Genomic DNA, 1,311 nt, shown 5'->3' with positions numbered 1-1,311 from the left:
CCGCGACGACCGGCCGCAGCGCGATATCGACCGCCTGCGTTCGCAGAACAAGCTGCTGGTGCGCGAGCGTCTGGCCCAGCTGCTCGATCCGGGCACGCCGTTCCTGGAGTTCTCGTCGCTGGCGGCCAATGAAGCCTATGACGGCGAGGTACCGGGTGCGGGCTGCGTGACCGGCATCGGCATCGTCTCCGGCCGTGAGGTCGTCATCAATGCTGGCGATGCGTCGGTCAAAGGTGGCGCCTGGTACCCGCTGACGGTGAAGAAGACCGTACGCGCGCTCGACATCGCGATCGAGAACCGTCTGCCGGTCGTGCATCTCTGCGATTCGGCCGGCGGCTTCCTGCCGCTGCAGGCCGAGCTGTTCGCCGACAAGTACTACGCGGGTCGCATCTTCCGCAACCAGTGCCTGCTGTCCAAGATGGGCATCCAGCAGGTGTCGGTGGTGCTGGGCCACTGCACGGCAGGTGGGGCCTATGTGCCGGGTCTTTCCGACTACAACGTCATCGTCCGCGGCACGGGCGCGATCTTCCTCGCCGGCCCGCCGCTGGTGAAGGCGGCGACCGGTGAGGACGTGTCGGTCGACGAGCTGGGCGGCTGCGACATGCACACCAGTGTCTCCGGCACCGCCGACTATCCGGCGTCATCGGAAGAAGAGGCGATCGCCATCGCCCGCGACATCGTCGCGCAGTTCAAGCGGCCACAGAAAGCGCATACCGAATGGCAGCCGCCGGAAGCGCCGCACTACGACCCGGCCGAGCTGTACGGCATCCTGCCGCAGGACATCAAGCAGGGTTTCGACATGCACGAGGTGATCGCGCGCCTCGTCGACGGCTCGCGCTTCCACGAATACCAGCCGGCCTACGGCAAGACCCTGATCTGCGGTTACGCGCATCTGTGGGGCTACAAGATCGGCATCCTCGCCAACAACGGCGTGCTGTTCAACGACTCGGCACTCAAGGGCGCGCACTTCATCGAACTCTGCAATCAGGCGCGCACGCCGATCGTGTTCCTGCAGAACATCACCGGCTTCATGGTCGGCAAGGAATACGAGCGTCGCGGCATCACCAAGGACGGCGCCAAGATGATCATGGCGGTGTCGAACTGCGAGGTGCCGAAGTTCACGGTGATGTGCCACGGCTCCTTCGGTGCCGGCAACTACGGCATGAGCGGCAGGGCCTTCGACTCGCGCTTCATGTTCGCATGGCCGCAGAGTCAGATCAGCGTGATGGGCGCCGAGCAGGCCGCCAATACCCTCGCCGACGTCAAGATCCGCCAGCTCGCCAAGCAGGGCAGGAAGCTGACGCAGGCCGA

The 1,311-nt window shown here is 65.4% G+C and carries 1 protein-coding gene; it reads left to right on the top strand.

Annotation, left to right across the window (positions count from 1 at the left end; all coding sequences use genetic code 11):
• Positions 1-1,311 (top strand): acyl-CoA carboxylase subunit beta (locus G7Y85_RS20020; RefSeq protein ID WP_166261801.1); only part of this gene is annotated, 1,311 nt, incomplete at both ends.

The organism is Solimonas terrae, from assembly GCF_011067135.1.
In the GTDB taxonomy this organism is placed as follows: domain Bacteria; phylum Pseudomonadota; class Gammaproteobacteria; order Nevskiales; family Nevskiaceae; genus Solimonas; species Solimonas terrae.
This window is presented reverse-complemented; position numbering and strand designations above follow the sequence as displayed.